At 67.4% G+C, this 20,140-nt stretch carries 19 protein-coding genes and 1 pseudogene; 7 read left to right on the top strand and 13 right to left on the bottom strand.

The features are described from left to right. Window positions 1–9 precede the first annotated feature (9 nt). Window positions 10–858 (bottom strand): 3-methyl-2-oxobutanoate hydroxymethyltransferase, encoded by an 849-nt coding sequence (gene panB / locus BLA15945_RS21915; protein ID WP_174993357.1) that lies wholly within the window; start codon window positions 856–858, stop codon window positions 10–12. A gap of 77 nt (window positions 859–935) precedes the next feature. Between panB and BLA15945_RS21920 the strand changes: the two genes are divergently transcribed. Then, on the top strand, window positions 936–1,754 hold the full coding sequence (locus tag BLA15945_RS21920) for an AraC family transcriptional regulator (RefSeq protein ID WP_174993358.1): 819 nt from the start codon (window positions 936–938) through the stop codon (window positions 1,752–1,754). Window positions 1,755–1,767: 13 nt separating this feature from the next. On the opposite strand, the gene BLA15945_RS21925 is transcribed toward BLA15945_RS21920, so the two are convergent. After that, window positions 1,768–2,301: a methylated-DNA--[protein]-cysteine S-methyltransferase gene (locus BLA15945_RS21925; protein WP_059237718.1), complete on the bottom strand. Its 534-nt coding sequence runs from the start codon at window positions 2,299–2,301 to the stop codon at window positions 1,768–1,770. Then, on the bottom strand, window positions 2,298–3,767 hold the full coding sequence (locus BLA15945_RS21930; RefSeq protein ID WP_174993359.1) for a DNA-3-methyladenine glycosylase 2 family protein: 1,470 nt from the start codon (window positions 3,765–3,767) through the stop codon (window positions 2,298–2,300). Before BLA15945_RS21930 ends, BLA15945_RS21925 begins: the two co-directional genes overlap by 4 nt. A 317-nt stretch (window positions 3,768–4,084) precedes the next feature. Between BLA15945_RS21930 and BLA15945_RS21935 the strand changes: the two genes are divergently transcribed. Beyond that, complete coding sequence (locus BLA15945_RS21935; protein ID WP_059237716.1) at window positions 4,085–5,377, top strand: MFS transporter; 1,293 nt, start codon at window positions 4,085–4,087, stop codon at window positions 5,375–5,377. Window positions 5,378–5,449: 72 nt separating this feature from the next. Here the strand turns inward: BLA15945_RS21935 and BLA15945_RS21940 are convergent. Beyond that, a pseudogene (locus BLA15945_RS21940) lies at window positions 5,450–6,553 on the bottom strand (LacI family DNA-binding transcriptional regulator). Between the two features lie 71 nt (window positions 6,554–6,624). Between BLA15945_RS21940 and BLA15945_RS21945 the strand changes: the two are divergent. Next, a complete protein-coding gene (locus tag BLA15945_RS21945; RefSeq protein ID WP_059237714.1) occupies window positions 6,625–7,461 on the top strand; it encodes an NAD-dependent epimerase/dehydratase family protein in 837 nt (278 codons plus the stop codon). Window positions 7,462–7,489: 28 nt separating this feature from the next. On the opposite strand, the gene BLA15945_RS21950 is transcribed toward BLA15945_RS21945, so the two are convergent. From BLA15945_RS21950 to BLA15945_RS21960, 3 genes are all read right to left on the bottom strand, one after another. Further along, on the bottom strand, window positions 7,490–7,810 hold the full coding sequence (locus BLA15945_RS21950; protein WP_174993360.1) for a DUF1330 domain-containing protein: 321 nt from the start codon (window positions 7,808–7,810) through the stop codon (window positions 7,490–7,492). Between the two features lie 156 nt (window positions 7,811–7,966). Then, a complete protein-coding gene (locus tag BLA15945_RS21955; RefSeq protein WP_174993361.1) occupies window positions 7,967–8,662 on the bottom strand; it encodes a hypothetical protein in 696 nt (231 codons plus the stop codon). A gap of 107 nt (window positions 8,663–8,769) precedes the next feature. Then, window positions 8,770–9,228, bottom strand: coding sequence for a MerR family transcriptional regulator (locus tag BLA15945_RS21960; RefSeq protein ID WP_174993362.1), 459 nt, complete (start codon window positions 9,226–9,228; stop codon window positions 8,770–8,772). A gap of 77 nt (window positions 9,229–9,305) precedes the next feature. Here BLA15945_RS21960 and BLA15945_RS21965 point away from each other — a divergent pair, with 77 nt between their 5' ends. Further along, window positions 9,306–10,550, top strand: a complete 1,245-nt coding sequence (locus BLA15945_RS21965) for an NADH:flavin oxidoreductase/NADH oxidase family protein (RefSeq protein WP_174993363.1) — start codon at window positions 9,306–9,308, stop codon at window positions 10,548–10,550. A 94-nt stretch (window positions 10,551–10,644) separates the two neighbouring features. Here BLA15945_RS21965 and BLA15945_RS21970 read toward each other — a convergent pair whose 3' ends face one another. The 5 genes from BLA15945_RS21970 to BLA15945_RS21990 form a co-directional block, all read right to left on the bottom strand. Further along, window positions 10,645–12,762: a TonB-dependent receptor gene (locus BLA15945_RS21970; RefSeq protein ID WP_174993364.1), complete on the bottom strand. Its 2,118-nt coding sequence runs from the start codon at window positions 12,760–12,762 to the stop codon at window positions 10,645–10,647. A 41-nt stretch (window positions 12,763–12,803) separates the two neighbouring features. Further along, window positions 12,804–14,273 (bottom strand): PepSY-associated TM helix domain-containing protein, encoded by a 1,470-nt coding sequence (locus BLA15945_RS21975; RefSeq protein ID WP_174993365.1) that lies wholly within the window; start codon window positions 14,271–14,273, stop codon window positions 12,804–12,806. 242 nt (window positions 14,274–14,515) lie between these two features. Continuing rightward, the gene (locus BLA15945_RS21980; protein WP_174993366.1) at window positions 14,516–15,001 is read right to left on the bottom strand and encodes a hypothetical protein; all 486 of its coding nucleotides are present in this window, start codon (window positions 14,999–15,001) and stop codon (window positions 14,516–14,518) included. Between the two features lie 84 nt (window positions 15,002–15,085). Then, entirely contained in the window at window positions 15,086–15,322 is a 237-nt protein-coding gene (locus tag BLA15945_RS21985; protein ID WP_174993367.1) for a hypothetical protein, read from the bottom strand. Window positions 15,323–15,410: 88 nt separating this feature from the next. Next, window positions 15,411–15,734 carry a hypothetical protein gene (locus BLA15945_RS21990; RefSeq protein ID WP_059237706.1) on the bottom strand — a complete coding sequence of 108 codons (324 nt, stop codon included), beginning with the start codon at window positions 15,732–15,734 and terminating at the stop codon, window positions 15,411–15,413. A gap of 593 nt (window positions 15,735–16,327) precedes the next feature. Here BLA15945_RS21990 and BLA15945_RS21995 point away from each other — a divergent pair. Genes BLA15945_RS21995 through BLA15945_RS22005 form a run of 3 tightly spaced genes read left to right on the top strand, consistent with a single transcriptional unit; the run spans window position 16,328 to window position 18,060 of the window. Further along, entirely contained in the window at window positions 16,328–16,972 is a 645-nt protein-coding gene (locus tag BLA15945_RS21995; protein WP_174993368.1) for a LysE family translocator, read from the top strand. Between the two features lie 33 nt (window positions 16,973–17,005). Further along, complete coding sequence (locus tag BLA15945_RS22000) at window positions 17,006–17,485, top strand: hypothetical protein (protein WP_174993369.1); 480 nt, start codon at window positions 17,006–17,008, stop codon at window positions 17,483–17,485. After that, window positions 17,482–18,060: a hypothetical protein gene (locus BLA15945_RS22005; RefSeq protein ID WP_174993370.1), complete on the top strand. Its 579-nt coding sequence runs from the start codon at window positions 17,482–17,484 to the stop codon at window positions 18,058–18,060. Before BLA15945_RS22000 ends, BLA15945_RS22005 begins: the two co-directional genes overlap by 4 nt. A 69-nt stretch (window positions 18,061–18,129) precedes the next feature. Here the strand turns inward: BLA15945_RS22005 and BLA15945_RS22010 are convergent, their stop codons facing one another. Further along, the gene (locus BLA15945_RS22010; RefSeq protein ID WP_059237703.1) at window positions 18,130–19,758 is read right to left on the bottom strand and encodes an NADP-dependent glyceraldehyde-3-phosphate dehydrogenase; all 1,629 of its coding nucleotides are present in this window, start codon (window positions 19,756–19,758) and stop codon (window positions 18,130–18,132) included. Window positions 19,759–20,140: the final 382 nt, after the last annotated feature.

A 20,140-nucleotide genomic window follows, 5' to 3' on the forward strand; every position in this document is an offset into this window, starting at 1 on the left:
CGTCGCGCATCACGCGGCTGCGTCTGCGAGTTGCAGCGGCTTGCCGTACCCGAAGCAATGCGCGGGCTCCGGAAATACGCGCTCCCGCACGTCGTGCGCGTATTGCCGGATCGCGTCGCGCATCACCGCATTCGCATCGGCATAGCGCTTCACGAAGCGCGGCGTGTACGCATCGAACGCGCCGATCATGTCCTCGGTCACGAGCACTTGCCCGTCGCATACCGGCGATGCACCGATGCCGATCGTCGGGATCGTCAGCGTGTCGGTCAGGTGGCGCGCGAGCGCTTCGGCGGTGCCTTCGATCACCACGCTGAACGCGCCGGCCTGCTCGGCCGCGCACGCGGCGTCGAACACCTGCGTAGCGGAACGCGGATCCATCCCCTGCGCGCGGAAGCCGCCCGTCGCGTTGGCCTGCTGCGGCATGAGGCCGACATGCGCCATCACCGGAATGCCGCGATCGGTCAGGAAGCGGATCGTGTCGGCCATCTCGGTACCGCCTTCGAGCTTCACGGCCTGCGCGCCGGTTTCGGCGAGCAGCCGCGCGGCGGAGCGATAGGCCTGCGCGGGCGATTCCTGGAACGTCGAGAACGGCAGGTCGACGACGACGCACGCCTGCGCGGCGCCGCGCACGACGGCCGCACCGTGTGCAATCATCATGTCGAGCGTGACGCGCAGCGTATCGGGCATCCCGTACAGCACCATGCCGACGGAGTCGCCGACGATGATCACGTCGGCCACTTCATCGACGAGCTTCGCCATCGGCGCGGAATACGCGGTCAGCGACACGAGGCTGCCGATGCCTTTGGTCGAACGGATCGCGGTGACGGTCTTGCGGGTGGTGCGGGTGTGAGCGCTCATGAACGGAAGCCGTGTAAAAGAAGAGCCGCCACGGTAGCATCGCGTTCGTTCGTGCAATGACCTTCGGAGGACGTCTTATGTTGCTGGCGGGACAATCGGGTGACCCTTACGCGGTGCCGCCGATGGCGCGCCTGCCGAGGCCGCTGTACGTGCGCGCGTTCGGGATCCCCGGCAACGTGAGCGTCGACGCGCACAGCCATCCGTGGGCCCAGCTGATGTATGCGACGAGCGGCGTGCTCGAGGTGTCGACGCCGTCGGGCCGGCATCTGCTGCCGCCGCACTATGCGATGTGGATTCCGCCGCACGTGCCGCATGCGGTGTCGACGCGCGATTGCGTCGCGTTCCACAGCCTGTATCTCGACGCCGCGATCGCGCGCGACGACGTGAACGACGACTGCACGATCCTCTGCATGACGCCGCTGTTGCGCGAGCTGGTGATCGCGACGGGCGAGTTGCCGGTGAACTACGACGAGGCGGGGCCGGAGGGCGCACTCGTGTGCCTGATCGCCGACCGGATCGCACGGATGCAGCCGGCGCCGCTGACGGTGCCGCTGCCGCGCGATCCGCGCCTGCTGAAAATCGCGCGGGCATTGCATGCCGCGCCGGGCGATACGCGCAGTCTCGACGAATGGGGCCATCAGGTCGGCGCGACGCGGCGCACGCTGTCGCGGCTGTTCCGGCAGGATACGGGGCTGTCGTTCACCGAATGGCGGCAGGCCGTGCGGCTGATCGCGTCGCTGCCGCTGCTCGATGCGGGCGAGCCGATCGGCACGGTGGCCGCGCAACTGGGCTACGACTCGACGTCGTCGTTCATCGCGCTGTTCCAGGCAAAATTCCGCACGACGCCCGGCGCGTATGCGAAGCGTGAAGCGCGCCGGCCCCTGTTGAGCGCGTGATGCGCATCACGTATCAGAATGCGAGCGCCTGCTGAACCGGATGACGGGCGCCACGTGAGAACCCGGCGCCTTCGAGCGACAGCAGCGCACGCTTGCGGTCGATGCCGCCTGCGTAGCCGGTCAGGCTGCCCGACGCGCCAACCACGCGGTGGCACGGCACGATGATCGATACCGGATTGCGGCCGACCGCACCGCCGACGGCGCGCGCGCCGCTCATCGGCAACCCGACGCGTTCGGTGATGTCGCCGTACGACACGAGTTCGCCGAACGGAATCGCGAGCAGCTCCTTCCACACGCGTCGCTGAAACGCGGTGCCGCGCAGGTGGATCGGCACCGAAAACGTGTCGCGCGTGCCGGTGAAGTATTCGGCGATTTCTTCCGCGACCTTGCATGCGACCGGCGACCTCGCGAGCGCTTCGGCTTCGGTCACGATCGCCACCGGCGGAAAGTATTTCTGGCCGACGAAGTACAGGCCCGTCAGCGCATCGTCCTCGATGCGCACGGCGATGTCGCCCAGCGGGCTCGGAATCAGGTGAGCGGGAGTCATCGCGCTGCATCTCCATGAAGTCGCCACACATGCAGTGCGGCATACGCGCGCCACGGCGCCCAGCGCGCCGCATGCGGCGCAGATGATGGCATGGTCGCGCGTTCGGTGCGTGCGGGAAGCCACGCATCGTCGGCGGGGAACGCATTCGGCCAGGCCATCGCACGCATCGCGACGTACTGCACCGCGCGTTCGTCGAAGCCGGGCATCGTGCGCAGCGCGGCGAGCGTTGGATCGAGCGGCGCCATGGGTTCGAGTGCGAGCGTGCCGTCGTCGATTGCGCGTGCGAGCGACACGATTGCCCGTGCCGTATCGCGCTTGATGCCGATGGTTTCGAGGGCCGAAGGCGGCAGGGCGGCCAGCGTTGCAGCGGACGGCAACGCGTGCGTGAGGCCCGGCGGCGCGCCGTCGACCGGGGCGCCGAAGCGTTCTGCAATGCGTGCCGGCGCAGGCGTGCCCGCATCCGCCGCCGCCAGCTGTTCGCCTGCGATGGCGCGAATCGCGATCTCGAGGCCATCGAACGCGCCGGGCACCCGCAGGCCCGGCGAGCCGCTCGCGAGATCGCCGAGATGCGCGTCGATCACGTCGGGCCGGCTGTCGAGATCGAACAGCCGCCGCACGCGGGCAAGCACGGCCGGGACGACCGGCGTCAGCGCGCGCGACACGGTGACAGCCAGCGCGAAGCGCTGCGGCACGTGTGCGACGGATAGCCAGCCCGTCACGCGGCCACCGTCGTTCCGGTCCGGCATGTCGACGACACGCGCATAACCCTGCGCATCGATCCGCTCGACGCCGTCGATCTGCCGCTGCGCCAGAAAGCGCATCAGGTCGTCCCACGCGAATGGCGGCCGGTACGGCAGCGGGAACGTCATGTCGCCGTCGGCCGATGCACCGGCGCCTTTGCGCAGCCGCAGCGGGTTGAGGCCATAGCGCTGGCGGAACAGGTCGTTGAAGCGCCGCACGCTGCCGAATCCGGCCGTCGACGCGACGACGGCCACCGGCAGCGCGGTATCGGTCAGCAGCCGCTTGGCCATCAGCAGCCGGTGCGTCTGCGCGAACTCGACCGGCGACACGCCGAATTGCGCGCCGAAGATCCGCCGCAGATGCCGCTCGGTCACGCCGACGCGCTGCGCGAGCGCGTCGACGGAATGTGCGTTCAGGAAACCGTCCTCGATCAGCGAGGCGGCTGCGTCGGCGAGATTGCCGGACAGGTCGAGCAGCCCGTGGCCGGGCGCGAGTTCGGGGCGGCAGCGCATGCAGGGCCGGAACCCGGCTTTCTCGGCGGCTGCGGCGGTCGGGTAGTAGCTGCAGTTCTGCGCCTTCGGCGGCTTCACCGGGCAAACGGGGCGGCAATACACACCGGTCGTCGCCACGCCGACGAAGAACCAGCCGTCGAAGCGGCGGTTCCGCGAAAGCAGGGCGTCGTAGCAGGTGTCGGGATCGAGGCGCATGCGACGACTGTAAACCATCCCCGCGCCGGATTCTGGCTGGAATCGGACATGTGAATGGGCGGCCGCACTCCCGCGCGCGTGTCGGGAAAATCCGGGAAAAACGGTTAATGCCAATCTGCGAAACAGTCGTCTCTTTTGCGGTGACCCATTTGAGATGACTCATCGAAATCCCCGAATGACAGGGCGCCGGCAGACGCCCTATCCTTTGAAAAACGTTTTCCAGATTGGTGGGTGAACCGACCCGTGCGTCAGCGCGGGCCGCCCACCCCGGCGCCGGTCGCCGGTCAACGAATACCGTGCGGCGCGACGGGCGCGGCCGCGCATCGGAGACATTCATGCAATCTGCCGTCGTCGGCGCCGTGCGCGCAGCCGCCAGCCGCTACCGCTGGACCGTCTGTGCGCTGCTGTTTTTCGCGACCGTCATCAACTACATGGACCGGCAGATCCTCGGCCTGCTCGCGCCGATGCTCCAGCACGACATCGGCTGGAGCCAGGTGCAGTACGGCCGCATCGTGATGGCGTTTTCCGCGTTCTATGCGCTCGGCCTGCTTGGCTTCGGGCGCATCGTCGACTGGCTCGGCACGCGCGTGTCGTACGCGGTGGCGATGCTGGTGTGGAGCATCGCCGCGATGCTGCATGCGGCAGTCGGCTCGGTGACGGGCTTCGCGTTCGTGCGTGCGCTGCTCGGGATCGGCGAGGGCGGCAATTTCCCGGCCGCGATCAAGACGACGGCCGAATGGTTTCCGCGCCGCGAACGCGCGCTCGCGACCGGCATCTTCAACTCGGGCGCGAACATCGGCGCGGTGTTCGCCCCGGCGATCATCCCGGCGATCGCGGTGGCCTACGGCTGGCGCGCGGCGTTCGTGATCATCGGCGCGATCGGCCTCGTGTGGCTCGCGGTGTGGCTCGTGCTCTATCGCCAGGCCGACACGCGTGCGCTCGCCGCGGAGTACGACGAGCCGCGCGACGAAGCCGAAGCGCTCGATGCCGCGAATGCGAACGCCGGCGCGCCGCGCTGGGGCGAGCTGATCCGCAAGCGCGAGACGTGGGCATTCCTGATCGGCAAGTTCCTGACCGATCCGGTGTGGTGGTTCTACCTGTTCTGGCTGCCGAAGTGGCTCAACGAGTCGCGCGGGATGGACATGCAGCACATCGGCCTGCCGCTCGTCTGCATCTACGCGCTGACGACGGTCGGCAGCATCGGCGGCGGCTGGCTGTCGTCGATGCTGCTGCGCGCAGGCTGGAGCGTGAACGGCGCGCGCAAGACGGCGATGCTGATCTGCGCATGCTGCGTGCTGCCGATCGCGTTCGTGTCGCAGGTGCAGAGCCTGTGGCCCGCGGTGCTGATCGTCGGCCTCGCCGCCGCCGCGCACCAGGGCTGGTCGGCGAACCTGTTCACGACGGCGTCCGACCTGTTCCCGCGCCGTGCGGTGGCGTCGGTGGTGGGCATCGGCGGGATGGCCGGCTCGATCGGCGGCGTGCTGTTCTCGGAAGTGATCGGCCAGGTGCTGCAGCGCACGGGCCACTACTGGGTGCTGTTCGCGATCGGCGCGTCGGCCTACCTGATCGCGCTGGCCGTGATGCACGTGCTCACGCCGAAGATGAAGCCCGCGAAACTCGACGCCTGATGGCGTCCCGGCAAACGAACGCGCCGCCCTCGGGCGGCGCGTTTTCTTTCGGCGCGCGCGGCGGGCGCGCGATCAGCCGGCCGATGCCGTCGATGCACGCATGATCAGCCGCGGCTCGAACGTCGAATAGCTCGCATCGGTGCGTCCCGCGAGCGCGTCGATCAGCTTCTGCATCGCGAGCTCGCCCATGTTCTCGCTCTGGATGTCGACGGTCGTCAGCGCGGGCGCCGCGTATTCGCCGTACGGCACGTTGTCGATGCCCGCGACCGACACGTCCTGCGGCAGCCGGAAGCCGAGCGATGCCGCTTCCTTCATGAAGCCGAGCGCGATCAGGTCGTTGTAGCAGATCACCGCTTGCGGACGCTGCGGCCCGAGCATCACGCGCGAGCATGCGCGCTCGCCGGCTTCGGCGGTCGGCGCATGCGCATCGTGCACGTCGAGCGTGAGCCCCGCTTCGGCGAGGCAGTCGCGCGCGCCCTGGATCCGCTCGTCGTTCACGCGCGCGGTGCCGAAGCCGAGATAGGCAATGCGCGTGTGGCCGAGATTGAGCAGGTGACGCGCGAGCATGTAGGTCGACAGCCGGTTGTCGATGCCGACGCTCGGAATCGGCAGGCCGGGGCTGCGACGCAGCAGCACGAGCGGCTTGTTGAGGTCGAGCATCCAGCCGGCTTCCTCGTCGGGCATCCGCGTGCTGACGATCAGGCCGTCGACGCGCTGCGCCAGCGCTTCGATCAGCGAGCGTTCGCGCGCCTGGCTCTCTTCGGTATCGACGAGCAGCAGCGTGTAGTCGTGCTGCAGCGCGACGCGGTTCGCGCCTTTCACCACGTTCGTGAAGTGCGGGTTGCTGATGTCGAGGATCACGAGGCCGATCGTGCGCGTGCGGCCGGTGATCATCGAACGCGCGAGCGGGTTCGAACGGTAACCGAGACGCTCGATCGATTCCTTGAGCCGCGCCTCGACGGTCGGCGAGAAGCGCTGCGTGCCGTTCACGTACTTCGATACCGTCGCGACCGACACGCCGGCTTCCGCAGCCACGTCGCGGATCGTCGGGGAAACTTTTTTCATCGGAAGGGTAACGTTTTCGTTCTATTACGCCGGATTGTGTCAGAAAAAGCCGGTGCGCGGCCAGCCGTCGATATCGGGAAAGTGCGGATGGCTGAGAACGGGTTCGACCATTGACGTTCGGCCGCGCCACCGCGTATAGTTGGAAAACGTTTTCCGATTTTGGTCAGATTCAAGGAGATTCGATGAACGCCTCATCCACCGCCGCGCGCAAACCGTTCGGGCGCCTGCTGCTGACGGGCGCGGCCGGCAACCTGGGCCGCCAGTTGCGCGGCGCGCTCGCCGACTGGGCCGACGTCGTACGCGTCAGCGACATCGCGGCGCTGGACGACGCGGCCGCGCATGAAGAAATCCGCGTGGTCGACCTGGCCGATCGCCCGGCCGTGATGGCGCTCGTCGATGGCGTGGACGCGATCGTCCACCTCGGCGGCATTTCGGTCGATGCGCCGTTCGACGATCTGGTCGGCGCGAACATCACCGGCACGTACAACCTGTACGAAGCCGCGCGCAAGCACGGCGTGAAGCGTGTCGTGTTCGCGAGCTCGAACCATGCGATCGGTTTCCATCCGGTCACCGAAGTGCTCGACGCCGATTCGCCGCTGCGCCCCGACAGCCTGTATGGCGTGACGAAGTGCTTCGGCGAATCGCTGTCGCGCTATTACTTCGACCGCTTCGGGATCGAGACGGTGTGCCTGCGGATCGGCTCGTCGTTCGAAGTGCCGAAGAATCCGCGCATGCTCGTCACGTTCCTCAGCTATCGCGACTTCATCGAGCTGGTGCGCTGCTCGCTGCTGACGAACCGTGTCGGGCACGCGATCGTCTACGGCGCGTCGGACAACCCGGTGAAGTGGTGGGACAACACGAAGGCCGGCTTCCTCGGCTTCCGCCCGCGCGACAGCTCCGAGCAGTTCGCCGGGCTGTTCCCGGTGACGGCGCCGACCGCCGAGTACGACGATCCCGCGCAGCGGTTCCAGGGCGGCGGCTTCGTGGTCGGCGAGCCGATGGAGCGGAACGCGTCGTAAGCGTTGCCGGCCTCGCCGGCGTCGCGATTCAGCGCAGGACGTCCGTCGCCTTGTGCCGTTTGTCGACGCCGTCGATCAGGATCAGCGGGCCGCTCGCGTGCCGGGCGCGCAGCGGCTGGATCTGCCGGTACGCATCCGAGTCGTACCATGCGCGCGCCGTGTCGAGATCGGGAAACGCGATCGCGATCAGGTCGCCGCGCCACACGCCTTCGCGACCTTCCGGCCGCGCGCCGTGAATCGCGAAATGACCGTCATACGGCGCGAGCGTGCCGTCGATGCGTTCGAGGTACTCAACGATGTCGTCGCACATGTCGACGTCGTGCAGGTGGGCGATGGCGTAGGCGGTCACGGCGGGCTCCTGGGCGTGCTGCGGTTCGTGAATCGATGGCGCCATGATCGCGGTGTGGGCGGCGCGCGTCGATTACCTGCGACGTAGGCAAATCCGGACAGTCGTGCCGCAGCGCACTTCAAGCGACCGGCACGCACCGTCGCCGCCCGCGCGTCGTCAATGCTTGCGGCAAGCCGGATCGCTGTCGCGCCGTTCGGCGGCATCGCACCAGTCGCTCGGCCGCCACGCGTCGAATGCGACGGCCTTCGCCGCATCGGCGCGCGTGACGCGCACCGGGTCGGCTTTCAGCGCATCGCCATCCGGGTTCTCGTTGAATCGCCAGTTTCGGAACACTTCGCGATGGAACATCCACGTGCGATGCGCCGCCTCGTAGCGAAACGTCACGCGGTCGCGCCAGTGGTTACGGCCCGCGAATACGCCTTGTTCGACCGTGAACGTGCGAGGCTCGACCGTGAGCGCATTGTCGGCGACGCCATCGAGATACGGGTCGCCCATGCCGCCTTCGTCGGCTTTCATGATCACGGTGTCGTTGCGCGCCGCGAGCCGGTAGTGCCCGTCCTTGCCCTGCAGGAAGATCAGCAGCGGCCGCGGCGAAGGCGTACTCATCGAATCGCCGGGCTGATGCGCGACGACGACGTACCCGTTGCGGGTGCCGTCGGTCAGTCGCCCCGACGCGGCATCCAGCGCTTCGTAGCCGGCAGGCAACTGCGCGACGATGTCGGCCGGCAGATCGGGGGTGTCCGGGCAACGGATCGACGAATGGGTGTCGTCGCACGTCGCTGCAAAGGCGCTGCCGATGGCGCACGTCAGCAGCGCGGCGATGAAAAATCCTCGGATACGGGGGATCGTCATGCGGATAGGGCGGTCATGAGGGGGCGCAGCGGAAGCCGGCGCGCTTGCGTCGACGCGTCTCGCCACAGCGCGGGTTGATCGATCGATGGGGAACGCCGTGCAGTCAGTCACGCCCGCTTGCGCGCCGGCCGCACGATGGGCGCGGGTTCAAGCGGTTCGCTGGCCTGCTCGCACAGCCGGTCGAGCATCCGTTGCGCGGCGCCCGCGCAATCCTCGCCCGCCGGCTTGTTCTCGATTTCGTCGATCAGTGTTTCCAGATGCTGCCGGTTCTGTACGAGACGCCGCTCGAGCAGCGCGATTTCGTCGACCTTGTGCCGCAGCGCGACCAGCAGTTCGTCGCGCGGCCACGCGCCGAGATCGGGCGGCAGCACCGCGCGGATTTCGTCGAGCGCGAAGCCCGCGCGCTGCGCACGATCGATGATCGCGAGCCGCGTCAACGCTTCCGGCCCGTATTCCCGGTAGCCGTTCGCCTGGCGGCGGGCCGGTTCGAGCAGGCCGCTCGCTTCGTAGAAGCGGATGCGGGACGCCGCGAGGCCGCTCGCCTTAGCCAGTTCGCCGATTTTCATGATGTGCTCCAAAAGGGCTTGACCTTAAAGTTGACTTTAAAGTTATCGTTGGGCATCGTCAATCGAGGAAGTCCACCATGAATCTGTTTGCGCCGCTGACACTGCCCAACGGGGCGGTGATTCCGAACCGTCTGGCCAAGGCCGCGATGGAAGAGAACATGGCCGATGCGGACCACGCACCGTCCGACGCGTTGCTGCGCCTGTACCAGGCGTGGGCCGACGGCCAGGTCGGCCTGATCCTGACCGGCAACGTGATGGTGGACGGCCGTGCGATGACGGGGCCGAACGGCGTCGTGCTCGAAAACGACGCGCAGCTCGACCGCTTCCGCCGCTGGGCGCAAATCGCCCGCTCGGGCGGCGCGCACGTATGGATGCAGATCAACCATCCGGGGCGCCAGATGCAGGCCGCGCTCGGCCAGACGACGCTCGCGCCGTCGGCCGTGCCGCTCGCGCTCGGCGCGCTGTCGAAGCAGTTCCCGGTGCCGAAGGAGATGACGGAAGCCGATATTCGCGACGTGCAGCAGCGCTTTGTGCGCGCCGCGCAACTCGCGGAGCAAAGCGGCTTCACCGGTGTGCAGGTGCACGCGGCGCACGGCTATCTGCTGAGCCAGTTCCTGTCGCCGCTGACGAACCGCCGGCAGGACCGGTGGGGCGGCAGCGTCGAGAATCGCGCGCGCCTGCTGCTCGATATCGTGAAGGCGGTGCGTGCAACGGTGTCGCCGGAATTCGTCGTTGCGGTGAAGCTGAACTCGGCCGATTTCCAGCGCGGCGGCTTCAGCGCGGACGACGCGAAGCGTGTGGTCGAGCTGCTGAATCCGCTCGGCGTCGATCTCGTCGAGCTGTCGGGCGGCAGCTATGAAGTGCCGGCGATGCAGGGCGAAGCCCGCGACGGGCGCACGCTGGCGCGTGAAGCCTATTTCCTCGAATTCGCACGCGACATCACGGCCGTCGCGCGGATGCCGCTGATGGTCACGGGCGGGATCCGGCGTCGTGCGGTCGCCGAGCAGGTCGTGAACAGCGGCGTGGCGATGGTCGGCATCGCGACCGCGCTGTCGATCGACCCGAACCTGCCGCGCGACTGGCGCGCGGGCAAGGACAGCGCACCGGTGCTGCAGCCGATCCGCTGGAAGAACAAGGCGCTGGGCGCGCTGGCCAACATGGCCGTCGTCAAGTTCCAGCTCACGCGGCTCAGCGAAGGGCGGCGTACGCACCCGCAGGTGTCGCCGCTGCGTGCGCTGGTGCGGCAGCAACTGGTCGCGCAGTGCCAGACGCGCCGCTACCGGAAGTGGATGGCGGGGCGTGCGGCGGGCACGGGGGCGTGAGGCACGAAGGCGGGGTGGCAGCGGCGATGCCGGAGACCGACCGGCACGCCGCCGCGCCCGTGCCGGCCGGCACGTTGTGCGGCGGCATGCGCCGTCAGAACCGGTAGTTCGCCAGCACTTCGAACCGCCGGTCGTTGCCGAGCAGGTACTGCGTCTCGTTGTAGTACGCGGATTGCACGTAGCGGCGGTTGAACACGTTGTACGCGCGTGCGGTGATCGTCGTGTCCTTGCGCGGCTTCCACGCGAGGCCGAGGTCGACGGTCGTGTACGACGGCATCACGAGCTGGTTCGCGGTGTCGGCGAAGCGCTTGCCGACGTACTTGACGCCCGCGATGCCCGTCCAGTCCGGCGCGAAGCGCCAGCTCACCCACAGGTTCGCGAGCCGCTGCGGCACCGACACCGGCACGTTGCCCGCGCGCGACACCGTCGTGCCGCCGGACGACTGCTGGAAGTCGTCGTACTTCGCGCGCAGGATCGACACGTTCGCGTCGACGCGCCAGTCCTTCGCGATCTCCGCACCGACCGTCGCCTCGAGCCCGCGCGACGATTGCTGGCCGACCTGGATCGACTGGTTCGGGTTCACCGGGTCGGCCGTCAGCAGGTTGCTCTTGACGATCCGGTACGCGGCGAGCGTCCATTCCGCCTTGCCGTCGAGGAACGACTGCTTCACGCCGATCTCGATCTGCTTGCCGGTCGCGAGCGTGAAGTTCGCCTTCGACGCATTCAGCGACAGCAGCGAGCTGACCGGATCGGCCGATACCGAGTACTGGCCATACACGGCGAGACCGGGCCGCACGTCGTACACGGTGCCGATGCGCCAGCCGGTGTTCGCGAACACCTTCGTGAACGCGCCGCCGTTCACGAGATCGTCGCGGTTCACGCTCGCGTGGTCGTAGCGCAACCCGCCGATCACCGACCAGCGCGGCGTGATCTCGAGCCGGTTCTCCGCGAACAGCGCGTACTGGTTCGACTGGCTGCGGTACTTCGGAACGGTGCCGGCCGTGTTGATGAAACTGCCCGGGTCGAAATTGAACGGATCGACCGTCGACGTGCCCGAGTACGGCGAGTTGTTGTCGTGCTGGAACGTCGTGTGGTTGAACTCGAAGCCGGTCGAGAACGTGTTGCGCATGCCGAGCAGCGCGCTGCTGACCGTGGCCGTCGTCACGTTGCCGTACTGTTCCTGGTCGTGGAAGATTTCCGTGTAGCTGCTGCGCCGGACCTGCGCGCTCGACGGCAGGTACGTGTAGTACTCGGCATCCTTCCAGTGACGGTTGCTCTTCATCCGGTACAGCGTGGTCGTCACGTTCAGGTTGTCGCTCGGCTGCCAGTTCGCCGATACGGTGGCCCAGCTGTCGCGAAACGCGATGTCGCTGTCGCCGACGTTGTAGTTCTTCTTGTCGAGTGCCCGATCGCGCGCGCCGTTCACGAGCGGCACGCCGAAATACTGCATCGGGTGCATGAAGCCTTGCGCGTACGACGCCGTGACGGTCAGGTCCGGCGTCACGTCGTAGCGCAGCGCGCCGGAGATCGACAGGTTGCGCGAGTCGCCGCGGTCGACCCAGTTCGACGAGCGGTTGCCGCTGATGTCGAAGCGGTACGACAGCTTGTCGTTGAGCGCGCCGCCGCTGCCGAACGCCGCCCGCGCCGTGCCCTCGGTGCCGCCGCCGACCTGCAGCTCGTTGCGGATCGGCGTGCGCGTCGGCTTCTTCGGCACGATGTTGACCACGCCGCCGATCGCGCCTTCGCCGTAGATCACCGACGCGGGGCCGCGCAGCACGTCGATATGGTCGACCGACCACGTGTCGAACGGGAACGTGACGCCGATCGCGCCGTACGGGCGTACGCCGTCGTAGAGCTGCGTGACCGACGATGCGCCGACGAAGCCGCGCGCACTCAGCTCCGAATTGCCGTTGCCGGGATGCGGCGACGCACTGATGCCGGCGGCGCGGCTCACCGCGTCGATGATCGAACTGTCGCCGCGCGTGTCGAGCGTCGCGCGGTTGATCTGCTCGACGCTCGCGGGCGTTTCGAGCGACGACAGCCCGAGATGGCTGCCGGTGTCGAGCGGCTGCGTGAGCGCGGGTGCCTTCTGCGCGTCGACGCGGATCGGGGCGAGCGTGGCGCCGGTGCGGTCGACGCCGCTTTCCTGTGCCTGCCCGGCCGGAGAAAAGGCCGCGAGCACGGCGGCGGGCAGCATCAATCTGAACTTCATCGTTTCGGTTTCCTTCGAATGGGTGGAAGCGCTTGCGTCGATTACGCTGCCGCGCGCGTCGCGCGGCCGAACAGCAGCCGGTCGAGCAACCAGACCGCGACGATCGTGATTCCCATCAGCGGGAAGACGATGCCGAGCAGCACGAGCCCGGCGATCCAGCCGCGCATCGGCGGCGTGCCGCGTTCGCGCGACGGTGCGCCCAGCTTTCCGGCCGGGCGGCGCTTCCACCACATCACGGTGCCCGTGACGGCCATCGCGGCCAGCCCGAGCGACAACACTGCGCAAATGATCTGGTTCGCGAGCCCGAAGTAACGGCCCATGTGCAGCGACGTGCCGTACGAAACGGCCTGCGATACCGCGCCGTAGTCGTCGTAGCGGATGTCTTTCAATACCGCGCCGCTGTACTGGTCGACGTAGATCGTGCGTTCCGCTTTCGGGTCGGCCGGGAAGTACGACGCGGTGAACACGCCGTCCGCGCCGGACGGCAGCGCGAGCGTGTAGCCGCTCGTCACGCCCAGGCCGGCGACGGTCGCGATCGCGCGGGCCAGCGGCAACGGTGCGGGGGTCGGCGCCGACGGCGATTGCGGAACGGGCACGTTGCCGACCGCCCACGGCGTTTGCGGCAATGGCAGGTCGTCCATCACCATCCCCGGCATCGAATCGCCCGAATCGTGGTGATGGCCGGACGGTGCGGCGGCGTGCGCCGGCGCCTGCCCGGGCGTCGTGGCGGTGCCCGGTCGCGTCGAGCGCACCGATGAGCCGCCCCATGCGCCTTCCGGCGCGCCGAGGTTCACGGTCGCGGCGAGCGCCTTGAAGTTCTTGCCCCACGAGCCCGACCACGGCAGCCCCGTCAGGATGAACGCGACCGTGCCGGCCGCGAGCCAGATACCGGCTGTCGCGTGGAGGCTTTTCCACAGCGGCCGGCCGCGCAGCGACAGGTCGGGCCGCAGTGCGCGCCCGACGCGCTCGGCGCCGCGCGGCCACCACAGCGCGATGCCGGTGCCGATCATGACGAAGGTCCAGCAGGCGGCAAGCTCCATCAGCAGCTCGCCCGTCTTGCCGAGCAGCAGCTTGCGATGCAGCATCCGGTCGACCTGCATGAAGCGGTTGTCGACGCTCAGCGTGCCGAGCACGCCGCCGTCGTACGGGTTCACGTACACGCTCTCGCGGCTGCCGTCGCGCAGCCGGAAACCATACTCGGCGCTGCGGTCCGGCGCGGTGGACACTTGCACGGACACCGGCGTTGCACCGGCCGGCATCGCGGTGCGTGCGCGTGCGAGCAGCGTGTCGGCGTCGAGCCGCGGCGTCGCGCGCGGTTCGACGATCAGCCGGTGCGGATAGAGCAGCGGCTCGATCTGCGGCTGGAAGCAATAGAGCGTGCCCGTGATCGCGAGGATCACGAGGAACGGCATCACGAACAGGCCGGCATAGAAGTGCCAGCGCCAGAGCGTCCGGTAACCGGCGCTTGCGGAACGGGTGGGCGAGATTGCCCGATCGACGGTCGTCGACATGGTGTCAGCTCCTCGTGAGCGTCGAGCGGCGGGGCCGGCGCGGGCCCGCTGCCGTCAACGTGCGTCGCACCCGCATGCGCGCAGGGGCGCAACGGGCGGCGCGGCGTCATGCGCAAGCGATGCGCAACGCGGCGCCGCCCGCGCGATGCGGGCATGCGGATGAACGCGTGAATCAGGTCGTGTGAAACGAACGGCGTGAAGGCGCATGCACATTGACGTGCACGCGCCGCAAGGCGGAACGTTCAGCAGAACAGAGGAGGTGCGCGGGAGGGCGGGCGATCGTCGAATATCGATCGCACGAAAGGGATACTGTCGAAATGAATGCGGAACCGTCGCGGCGCCGCGGCGGGAAACAGCAGCACCAGCAGCACGAACGACGCGAGTGCGGTGAATAGCGCTGCACCGAAGGCGCAGAGGCTGTCGCCGTTTCCGGAGGATGCGGCCTTGTCGGCGTGCGCATCATGCTTGAGCGCATCGACGAGCGCCAACGCGTCGTTGGCCGGCGTGATCGGCGCGCTCGCATCGAAGCGGGCGGCCAGTGCGGCGCCGGTGACGATCAGCGGGCCGCGGCCCGAACACAGCACCACCGAGCCCGCCTCCGGACCATCCGGATCGAGCATCACGGCGCCCGACATCAGCGCGCGGGACAGCAGCGTCACGAGGAGGAATCCCCACAGCAGTTGTCGCGCGACGCCTGGCCGGAGCAGGAAGCGGCGAAGTGCGTTCATGGCGCGCGATTGTACCTCCGTTTGCGGGGAGGGGCAGTCGGGCAGCACGGGTGGGCGGTCAGGCCCGGCCGAAGCCGGCCACGTTCAGGGCCGGCGGGGCGTATCGGCGGAACCGGGCGCGATGTCGTGTTCGCCTTCGGCTTCGTCGCCGGCCAGCAGACCGGAGAGATCGGCCGGCGACAGTCGCCGCATCGTGCGTTCGACGTCGTGATCGTAGCGGCGATCGTTCGGGTCGAGATGTTTCTGTGCCTTGCGCCCGTACCGCTTCGCGAAGACGCAGAGTTCGCCGGCCAGTCGCGATGTCCGGTTCGCGATGCTCATGCGGCGAGATTACCGGGCATCCGCGCACATCGGGAATGAGCGGGTTTGCCGCACGTGCCGCTCGCCGCAGACGATGCGTCGTGCCGGCTCAGACCGGATACGCATCGTCGACCTTCAGGTTCGCGAGCCGGAACAGCGTGCGCAGCGTCTGCGGATGAATGTCGCGGTGCGCGGCGAGCGACGTCAGCATGAAGTCGAGCACCTTCGCGTAGCGGAGCAGCACGAGGCAGCGTGCGAGATCGGGCGTGTGGCCGCGCATGTCTTCGGCGAGATTGACCATTTGCGTCGACAGCGTGCGGGCCATCTCGAGTTCCATCTGCTGTTTTTCGGTCCAGTCGGGCAGCGGCTGTTCGAGCACCTTCGCGAGAAAGAGCTGGAACGACGGATCGGACGAGTTGGGCAGCGCATTCATGAAGGGCCTCGTTGCATGTGCGGATCGTTCGGGCGGGTTCTTGGACGCGCCCGAGGGGGGATTCCTGTCCGCGCGATGACCGGCGCGGCTTTTACCCGAATGGAATGCAGATTCCGTACCAGCGTCGTCAGACGATTGTTGAGTAATGTTGAGCAGTGATACGGCGCGGGTCGGCGAGTCCCGCCGGGACTGGATTGCGCAGTCGGTCGAGAAAGGTGTCTACGGACGGGAGGGCCGGGGCGTCGGGTGCCCGACGCGGCCCGACGAGGCGAAATGCTTCACGGATGTAACGTAACGCCGGCATCGGACGCGTCGTGCGTTTCTGCCGACGAACGGCCGGAACGACGCGTGCAGCGCGGTCTGGCCACGTCTGCCGTACGTTCGGCGGCGGAAGGCGGCGGCACGGGACGACTGCCGTTGCATCGCGGGAACCGGCGGCGAATGCGCCGGTTGTTTCAAAACAGAGACACGCTTGCGCGGGGCGACCTGGTTGCACGGCCGCTGAACTGGCCCAGCGAATTGCTGGCCAACTGTTCATGGGCAGACGGCGTGCGTTTGCCAACAATCTCCGGATCATCCCTGCGAGGTTCGACATGAGCGTCCCCACCTTCTTCTCGGCCAACCTGCTGCTGGCGTACACGGCGTATTTCATCGGCACGGCCAGCCCGGGGCCGAGCAATCTGGCAATCATGTCGGTCGCCGCGAACCAGGGCCGCAAAGCGGCGCTCGCGTTCGCGCTCGGTGTGATCTCCGGGTCGATGTTCTGGGCGACGGTGGCCGCGCTTGGCGTGTCGGCCGCGCTGCTCGCGTGGTCGAAGCTGCTGGTCGCGATCAAGGTCTTCGGCGGGCTGTACCTGTTGTGGCTCGCGTTCAAGTCGGGGCGCACGGCGCTGTCGGGGCCGGCGGCGGCATCGGCGAACGCGGCGAGCGAGCTGCGGCTGTCGCGCTTCTACGTGCGCGGCGCGATGCTGCATTTGACCAATCCGAAGGCGATCCTCGTATGGGTGTCGATCGTCGCGCTGTCGTCGAACGGTGCGGGCGCGTCGCACGGCGCCGTCGTGCCGGGCTGCCTCGCGATCGGCTGCGTGGTGTTCGGCGGCTATGCGCTCGTGTTCTCGATGGACGGTGCGCGCCGGTTGTACGTGCGCGGCCGCCGCGCGATGGAGGCGTGTCTGGCCGTCGTGTTCGGCGTGGCGGGGATCAGGCTGCTGGTGACCAACGTCCAGGGCGTACGATAGGTCGATTCACAAGCGATTTCCGATGGGGGGAAGATGGGCCGCAACCTCGAAATCTGGCGTATCGCCATGGTGCTGGCGCCGACGAGCCTGCGTAGTCGAATCCATGCGTTTCCAGGCGATCGGTCGCGGAATGCCAACTGGACGCTGGAACAGCAGCAGGAATATATCGATGCGATCCTCCGCGACCGGTGGGTCGACACGCAAGTGTGGATGCGCACATCGGGAGACGACGGGTTTGCGCGTTTCGGGGTGGTTGACGGGATGCGGCGTCTCAGGACGATCTGGCAATTCGGAGATGGCAAGTTGCCGCTATCAGGCTCGTGCGACCCGATCGACGGCGAAGTCGTGGCAGGGATGCGATACGACGAACTGCCGGAAGCCGTTCGGGCGCGATTTCTGGCATACGAGTTTGCCGTGTTTTCATTCGACGGCGACGACGTCGTTGACGTGTTCGAGCGCGTCAATCGCGTGGCCGAGCCGCTCGGCGCAATTGAACACGGGAACATGACGTGAGTCGATTTCGCGCCATCGTGCCGGGCCTGCTGGGCGCGGGGCTGTCTGTTTGTCTGGCGTTCGGCTGTGCCGCTCGCGAGCCGGCGTTGCCTGACATATCCACCGCGCAGGCCCCCGTGCTGCGGGATCTCGCCGACATTCGCCTCGCGGTCGAATCGATCGACTGCGACGACCTGAATCAATGTTCGGTCGTGGCGCGAGGCGTCTACCAGGGCCGGACGGTCGGTCTCAAGGTCGTGTTCGGCGTGCGTGCCGGCACCGGCCGGGGAATTGCCTACCAGTCGATCGGCGGCGAGAGTGACGCGTTGCTGGACGCGATGGCAACACGCTACGGACAGCCACTGTCGTCGCCGCATTTTGCGGCGCGCGTGTCCGGCGACATGATCGTGCTGAGCGGGGATCTTCGTCGCGTTCGTACGTCGCCGGTGCAGGCGAAGGTGTTTCTCTTCGCGAATGGCGCCGAATCGAGCAACGCCGAGCTGTACACGAACGTCGACGCAACGCGCGGCGTGCTCGAGATTCTTGAAAAGGACCCGAGCTACCGCCGGAATGTGCTGGCGGCGCTCGCACGGTAGGCGGGCAACCGCCGCGGCTTCGCCGAGGGCCTGGCGATCGGGCGGGCGCTGCGACACCCGCCGCGTGCGTCAGAAAATGAAGCCCGTGTTGATGAACTTCGAGTGGTGATCCGACACGATCGAATCGAGCAGCTGCTTGCTGCCGTCGGTCTGCTTCGCGGCGACCATCGAGCGGATCGAGAACGCGCGCAGCGCGTCGCTCACCGACAGTGTGCCTTCGGCCGAATCCTTGCGCCCCGCGAACGGGAACACGTCGGGCCCGCGCTGGCACTGGCAGTTGAGGTTCACGCGGCACACCTGGTTCACGAGCGGATCGACGAGCGCGCCGATCTGCGCCGGATCGGAACCGAAGATGCTGACCTGCTGGCCGTGATCCGACGTCGTCACGTAGTCGAGCGCGGTCTCGACGTCATCGAACGGCGCGACCGGAATGATCGGCCCGAATTGTTCCTCGCGGTACAGCTTCATCCCTTCGGATACCGGATACACGACGGCCGGGTAGAACAGCGTCTTGCTGAACTCGCCGCCCGAGTGATTGACGACCTGCGCGCCCTTGGCCTTTGCATCGTCGATCGCGTCCGTCATGTACGCCGTGCGATGCATGCCCGGAAGCGGCGTGATGCTGACGCCTTTCTCCCACGGCATGCCGATCTTCAGCTGTTCGAGCGCAGCGGTAAAGCGCTTCAGGAATTCGTCGACGATCGAGCGATGCACGAGCAGCATCTTCAGCGCGGTGCAGCGCTGGCCGTTGAACGACAGCGCGCCGAGCAGGCACTCCTTCACGGTCAGGTCGAGATCGGCGTCGGGCAGCACGATCGCCGCGTTCTTCGCGTCGAGGCCGAGGATCGCGCGCAGCCGGTGCGACTTCGGGTGCTGCTTCTTCAGGTGATCGGCCACCTTGCTCGACCCGATCAACGCGAGCACGTTGATCTTGCCCGACGCGAGCATGTGCGGCACGACCACCGCGCCCGGCGCGTAGATCGTGTTGATCACGCCCTTCGGGAACGCGTCGCGGAACGCTTCGAGCAGCGGCTCGAACAGCAGCGTGCCGTACTGGGGCGGCTTGAACACCACGGTGTTGCCCATCAGCAGCGCGGGGATCAGCGTTGCGAACGTCTCGTTCAGCGGATAGTTGTACGGGCCCATGCACAGCACGACGCCGAGCGGCGTGCGGCGGATCTGGCCGATCGTGCCTTCGGCGATCACGAAGCGCGAGTTCGCGTTGTCCAGTTCCTTCAGCGCGTCGATCGTCTGCGTCATGTACGTGACGGTGCGATCGAATTCCTTCTGCGAATCGGCGAGGCTCTTGCCGATTTCCCACATGATCAGGTTCACGACGAGTTCGCGTTGCGCGACCATCCGCTTGATGAAGTCCTGCATGCACGCGATGCGTTGCTCGACCTTCATCGTCGGCCACTCGCCACGGCCGGCATCGTATGCGCGCACCGCGGCGTCGAGCGCCGCGTCGCTTTCCGTTTCGCCCATCACCGGGTAGCTGCCGATCTCGACCTGCTCGACGCTGCCGTCCGCCTGTCGCACGCACACGGGCGACAGGACGGTCTTGGTCGCGCCGTCCCACGGTCGCAACGCGCCGTCGACGAGCGACACGCGCTGGTGGATCGGGGCGGTGAGCCGGAATTCGGCGGGGATGTCCTGATAGGCGGGAAACAGCTGCTGCAAGGAGGCGGAATCGGGCATGACGGTCTCGTTTGACGGGGTGTCCGGGAGGGACGGGCGATGCGAATCCTGAGCTGAATGATCCTCGATCCTGAATCGGCATCATGACGCGCACGCGACTGCGCGTCACGCGGGATCCTGGCCGATTCAACGAATGGAACCAGTTCCATTAAAAAGGAACGCCGTCTCGAATGCAAGGATGGCCGAATGGCATCGCACGAACCGTAAGTATTTGGAAAGACTGTTGACGAATGGCCGGTATAACGTGCCTGGTGCAACCGCAAACGTTTCACTTTGGCCGGATTGGGCGGATAATGGCGCAGCGCGGCGAAGAAAAAAATGAAGTGAGCCTGAGAGCAGACGTAGTGAAGAATAGAAGTAGGTCCGCCGCGTTGCCGATGCG

The organism is Burkholderia arboris (genome assembly GCF_902499125.1).
Taxonomy (GTDB): domain Bacteria; phylum Pseudomonadota; class Gammaproteobacteria; order Burkholderiales; family Burkholderiaceae; genus Burkholderia; species Burkholderia arboris.

What these genes read in the sequence shown, in the direction of transcription:
- panB (WP_174993357.1), bottom strand. Translation starts at nt 858, where the DNA reads ATGAGCGCTCACACCCGCACCACCCGCAAGACCGTCACCGCGATCCGT.
- BLA15945_RS21920 (WP_174993358.1), top strand. Translation starts at nt 936, where the DNA reads ATGTTGCTGGCGGGACAATCGGGTGACCCTTACGCGGTGCCGCCGATG.
- BLA15945_RS21925 (WP_059237718.1), bottom strand. Translation starts at nt 2,301, where the DNA reads ATGACTCCCGCTCACCTGATTCCGAGCCCGCTGGGCGACATCGCCGTG.
- BLA15945_RS21930 (WP_174993359.1), bottom strand. Translation starts at nt 3,767, where the DNA reads ATGGTTTACAGTCGTCGCATGCGCCTCGATCCCGACACCTGCTACGAC.
- BLA15945_RS21935 (WP_059237716.1), top strand. Translation starts at nt 4,085, where the DNA reads ATGCAATCTGCCGTCGTCGGCGCCGTGCGCGCAGCCGCCAGCCGCTAC.
- BLA15945_RS21945 (WP_059237714.1), top strand. Translation starts at nt 6,625, where the DNA reads ATGAACGCCTCATCCACCGCCGCGCGCAAACCGTTCGGGCGCCTGCTG.
- BLA15945_RS21955 (WP_174993361.1), bottom strand. Translation starts at nt 8,662, where the DNA reads ATGACGATCCCCCGTATCCGAGGATTTTTCATCGCCGCGCTGCTGACG.
- BLA15945_RS21960 (WP_174993362.1), bottom strand. Translation starts at nt 9,228, where the DNA reads ATGAAAATCGGCGAACTGGCTAAGGCGAGCGGCCTCGCGGCGTCCCGC.
- BLA15945_RS21965 (WP_174993363.1), top strand. Translation starts at nt 9,306, where the DNA reads ATGAATCTGTTTGCGCCGCTGACACTGCCCAACGGGGCGGTGATTCCG.
- BLA15945_RS21970 (WP_174993364.1), bottom strand. Translation starts at nt 12,762, where the DNA reads ATGAAGTTCAGATTGATGCTGCCCGCCGCCGTGCTCGCGGCCTTTTCT.
- BLA15945_RS21975 (WP_174993365.1), bottom strand. Translation starts at nt 14,273, where the DNA reads ATGTCGACGACCGTCGATCGGGCAATCTCGCCCACCCGTTCCGCAAGC.
- BLA15945_RS21980 (WP_174993366.1), bottom strand. Translation starts at nt 15,001, where the DNA reads ATGAACGCACTTCGCCGCTTCCTGCTCCGGCCAGGCGTCGCGCGACAA.
- BLA15945_RS21985 (WP_174993367.1), bottom strand. Translation starts at nt 15,322, where the DNA reads ATGAGCATCGCGAACCGGACATCGCGACTGGCCGGCGAACTCTGCGTC.
- BLA15945_RS21990 (WP_059237706.1), bottom strand. Translation starts at nt 15,734, where the DNA reads ATGAATGCGCTGCCCAACTCGTCCGATCCGTCGTTCCAGCTCTTTCTC.
- BLA15945_RS21995 (WP_174993368.1), top strand. Translation starts at nt 16,328, where the DNA reads ATGAGCGTCCCCACCTTCTTCTCGGCCAACCTGCTGCTGGCGTACACG.
- BLA15945_RS22000 (WP_174993369.1), top strand. Translation starts at nt 17,006, where the DNA reads ATGGGCCGCAACCTCGAAATCTGGCGTATCGCCATGGTGCTGGCGCCG.
- BLA15945_RS22010 (WP_059237703.1), bottom strand. Translation starts at nt 19,758, where the DNA reads ATGCCCGATTCCGCCTCCTTGCAGCAGCTGTTTCCCGCCTATCAGGAC.